Below are 4715 nucleotides of genomic sequence, written 5' to 3' on the forward strand. Positions count from 1 at the left end.
CCTTGCGGGGGAGATCGCCGGCCGGCCAGAGGGGGGTGCCTCGGAACAGGCATGGGTGAAGTATCCCGCTATCCGCTGAGCCTGTGGAAAGCCAATTCCACGAATCGCTTGCAGCCGTCTATTCGACAAACACCTTCACGCTCGCCGCGCGTCCCGCGGCGTCGATGACGGTCAGCGTCGAATAGCCGGCGCCGTCGGGCTGCCAGGTCGCGGTGCGGCGACGGTCGATGCCCACCAGCGGCTTGCCGTTGGCCAGCCAGCGGAATGGCGCACGGCCGCCTTGCAGTTTCAGCACCAGCGGCGAGGCGTCGACCGAATTGGTGCCGAGATCGACGCGGGCGCCGTCGGGCGGGAAGATGATGGTCGGTGCGGGTTCGGTCACTGTCGCCTGCACCAGGCCGTCCGCTCCGGCGCCGAAGCGGGCGAGCGTCACCGGCAGGTCCTCGCGCCTGGGGCTGAACAGTCCGGGCGGCTTGCCCGGCAAGGGGACGGCGACCAGGCCCGAGCGGACAAAACCGTCGAACAGGATGGGAGCGGCCGAGACATAACCGGACAGTCCGGGCACCGCGCCGGCGTCGGGACGGCCGACCCAGACACCGAGCACATAGCGGCCGTCGAAGCCGACCGACCACGCGTCGCGGTACCCGTAGGACGTGCCGGTCTTGTAGGCAATGCCGCGCTGCAGGGCACCCTCGGGCGGCTTGACGCCCGACAGTATGTCGATGATCTGCCAGTTGGCCTGACCGTCGAGGATGGTGGCGCTGGTGCGCTCGGCATTGGCCGGCTCGGTGCCGTCATGCAGCGTGTGCGTCTTGCCGCCATTGGCGAGCCCTGTGTAGAGCTGGACGAGGTCGCGCAGCGTGACGCCTACGCCGCCAAGGCCGATGGCCAGGCCCGGCGCCTCGTTGACCGGCAGTATGGGGCTGACGCCGGCCTGGCGGAAGCGCGCCATCAGCCGCGTTGGCCCGACCGCGTCGAGCACGCGGATCGCCGGCACGTTGAGCGACAGTTGCAGCGCTTGCCGGATGCTGACATCGCCCTGGTAGCCCATGTCGAAATTCTTCGGCCGGTAGCCGGAGAAATCGACAGGGCTGTCATCGATCAGCGTCTCCTGCGCCACCAGGCCCTGTTCGAAGGCAAGACCGTAGATGAACGGCTTCAGCGTCGAGCCGGGCGAGCGGACGATCTTTGTCATGTCGATCCAGCCGGAGCGGCTGGCGTCGAAGAAATTGGCCGAGCCGACTTCGCCAAGGATGTCGCCGGTGCGGGAGTCGGCCAGCACCATGGCGACCGACAGGCGAGGGCCGAGCTTGGTGGCGGCGTCCCTCGCCACCTGTTCCAGCCCCTCCTGGACGCTCTTGCGGATCGTCAGTTGCAAGGGCTGGCCGGGGACGGCCTTGGGCAACATCGCATAGGCGGCGTGCGCGGCGAGCGCCGGCAGCGTGCGGCGCAGGTCCGAGACATCGTCGAGGGCGGCCCGTGCGGCCTCGCGCTCGCCGAGCAGGCGGGAGGAGACCATTCGGGTCAGCACCCGGTCGCGGGCGGCGTGGGCGATCTTCAAATTGCGGTCGGGCCGCCGCTTTTCCGGCAGCTGCGGCAGGGCGACGAGCAGGGCGGATTCGGAAACGGTGAGCCGTTTCGGCTCCTTGCCGAAATAGGCCAGCGAGGCGGCGCGCACGCCTTCCAGATTGCCGCCATAGGGCGCCAGCGTCAGGTAGCGTTCGAGGATTTCGCGTTTCGACAGCCGCCGTTCGATCTGGATGGCGCGCAGCATCTGCTTGATCTTGGAGCCGAGGCTGCGGCTTTCGCGCGGCTCGATCAGCCGGGCAAGCTGCATCGAAAGCGTCGAGCCGCCGGAAACGATGTGGCCGCTGGTGGCGAACTGGCCGGCGGCGCGCGCCAGCGCCAGCACGTCGACGCCCTCATGGTCCCAGAAACGTTTGTCTTCATAGGTGACCAGCATGTCGACGAATTGCTTGTCGACCTGGTCGAGCCGGGTTTCGAGCCGCCAGTAGCCGTCCGGCGTGGCGAAGGCGCGCAACAACTGGCCATCGCGGTCCTGGATTTCGGTGGAGACCGTGAGTTCGGCTGGAAGCGGGGGCGGGAAGGCGCGGTCGAGTTCCCAGAGGGACGCGGCGGAAAGGGCGAGGATGCCGGCGCACCCTGCCGCTCCAACAGCGAATTTGCGAAGCATCTTCATGGCAGTAAAGATGCCCCCTCATCCGGCCGCTTCGCGGCCGCCTTCTCTCCGGTGGGGAGAAGAGACTGGCGCCAGCGCTGGCCGTCTCCTCTCCCCTCGGGGAGAGGTCGACCGAGCGAAGCGGAGGGCGGGTGAGGGGGCACTTTGCTCATCGCGTCCATCACCATCAGCGCCTTACGGCGCCTTGATCTCCATCATGCCGGTGGCGGTGCGGGCCGAGTATTGGGGCCGATACATGTCTTCCACCGTTGCCGCGGGGTGCGCATAGGTACCCGGCGTCACGGCGCGCACGACATAGGCGAGGGTCAGATTGTGGTCGTGGTCGCCGTCGGCCGGGTTGAATGCCGCGACGAAACGGTCGTCGCGGAATTCGAGATGGGCCGCATCGGTCTGCGCAAGCCACGAGAAGTTCGTCAACTGGGCGCTGGAGACCAGGCCGGGATTGTCGATCTCGAAGCCGGCCGGCAACAGGTCGGTGACCAGCAGGCGCGACGGCCATGTGTTCTGCTCGTTGACCTTGAGCACGACGACATAGCGTTCGTTCTGAGTCGCCTCCGTGACATTGGCTTCGGTGCCGTCGAGCTTGTAGTAAGTGCGGCTGATTGTGAAGCCGTCGCCGCCGGCCGGCAGCGGCTGGACCGGCGACGCCACCGTGGTGACGACGGCCTGCAGCGGGGTCTTGCCGGTGTTGGCGATGGTCAGTGGGCTGTCGACAAGGTCAGAGCCTTCGACCTGGTTGGAGTAGCCGCCGGAATGTGCCGCGCCATTGACGGTCAGCGTGATCGTATCATTGCCTTCTTTCAGCGCGCGGGCCGCCAGCAGCATCCAGGATTCGTCCTGGGTGCTGGTCCAGCGGGCTTCGGCGCGTTCCTTGGTCACCAGCCTGATCAGCTCCGGCACGATTGTCGGTACCGGCTTGGATTCCGCCGCCAACGCCAGCATCGCCGCGCCATCACGCAGCCGCGAACCGTAGTCGGAGCGGTAGTAGTCGTAGTCGGTGGTCGACTTGGCCAACTGCAGGGCAGTCTTGAACGTCGATTCCGCACGCGGTGTATCGCCGTAGAGCGCCAGGCTTGCCGCCAGCTGGGCAACGGCCATCGGGCTGGAAAAAGCTTCGAGCTGCGTGTCCGCATAGTAGCGCAGGTCGCCGATCGAGGCCTTCTTGTTGCGGGCCAGAACGTAGAGGGCGTAGGCGATCTCGCTGCCCCGGTCCTGGACGCTCTGGTCGTAGCCGAGTGAGTTCTGCAGGTTGCTGAGCGCCTGGTTCATGGCCAGGCTCGGCACGTCGTACTTCTGCTCGCGCGCCCTGGTCAGGAAGTCGGTGACATAGGCATCGAGCCACAGATCGCCGGAGCCCGGGCCCCACAGGCCGAAGCTGCCGCCCGAGGCCTGGTAGCTCAGAACCTTGTAGATGGCGTCCTGGATGCGGCCATGGATATCGGGATCGCTGGCCATGCCGATGCCGGACGCCAATTCATTGACGTAGAGAAGCGGCATGGCGCGGCTGGTGGTCTGCTCGGCGCACCCATAGGGGTAGCGGTCGAGCGTCATCAGCAGCGAAGGCACGTCGAAGGCGGCAGCCTGCGAAACGCCGACGCTGACAGAGGCGCCGTCGAGCAGGCTTGCCGCGAGCAGCTCCTTGTCGACGCGAAGCGCGCCGCCATCGCCCTTGAGGTCGACCACCAGGCGGGTGGTGACCGGTAATTGCGCCGGGCGCACCGGCACATAGAGCGTCTGCTCGACCTTGGTACCGTCGGCATGGGCAAGCTTGATGGTGAGCGAGGCATTGCCGGCCGTCTGAGCGATCAGCGGCACGGTCAGCGTCTGGCGCTTGCCCTGGGCGAGCGTCAGCTTCTGGGGCAGGGGCTTGTCGCCCGTCGACAGGTCGCCCGTCGTTTCGATCGAGAACGCATAGTCGCCGGCCGGACCGTCGGTGTCGGCGACGTCGAGGCGCATAACGGCGGCGTCACCAGGCGCCAGGAAGCGCGGCAGGCCGGCGGTGATGACCACGGGATCGCGCACGATCACGTCGGACTGGGCGTGGCCGACCGCGTCCTTGGTCCAGGCGACGGCCATGACGCGCACGGTGCCGTTGAACTGCGGGATGTCGAAGTCGACCCGCGCCTTGCCGTCGGCGTCAAGCTCGACGACGCCGGAAAAGAAGGCGACAAGCTTTTCGGTCGGCGGGCTGCCTTGCGCCTGCATGTTGGCGCCGTCGCCGCCGGTCCTGAGCTTGCCGGCGTTGCCCAGAGAACCGTCGATCAGGCGACCGTAGATGTCGCGGATTTCCATGCCCAGCATGCGCTGGCCGAAGAACCAGTTCTCCGGATCCGGCGCCTTGTAGTTGGTCAGGTTGAGGATGCCGACATCGACGGCGGCAACCATGACATAGGCATTGCTGCCCGGCTGCACGCCGGCGACCGAAACCGGGATCGACAGCTGCTGGCGCGGCATGGTCTTGTCCGGTGGCGTCAAGGTGATGGCGAGCTTCTTCGAACCCGGATCGACCTTCAGC

2 protein-coding genes are annotated in these 4715 nt (G+C 67.0%); both read right to left on the reverse strand.

Going from position 1 to position 4715, the window contains the following annotated elements:
* Window positions 1-118 precede the first annotated feature (118 nt).
* Window positions 119-2200, reverse strand: coding sequence for a penicillin-binding protein 1C (gene pbpC / locus EN991_RS23890; protein WP_127369685.1), 2082 nt, complete (start codon window positions 2198-2200; stop codon window positions 119-121).
* A 174-nt stretch (window positions 2201-2374) separates the two neighbouring features.
* The coding region (locus EN991_RS23895) for an alpha-2-macroglobulin (protein ID WP_164769339.1) at window positions 2375-4715 on the reverse strand (2341 nt) is incomplete at its 5' end.

Origin of the sequence: Mesorhizobium sp. M7A.F.Ca.US.005.03.2.1 (genome assembly GCF_003997795.1) — a bacterium.
GTDB classification, from domain to species: domain Bacteria; phylum Pseudomonadota; class Alphaproteobacteria; order Rhizobiales; family Rhizobiaceae; genus Mesorhizobium; species Mesorhizobium ciceri.

Bases quoted from the DNA above. Each gene is read 5' to 3' on its own strand.
- pbpC (WP_127369685.1), bottom strand. From the start codon at position 2,200: ATGAAGATGCTTCGCAAATTCGCTGTTGGAGCGGCAGGGTGCGCCGGC.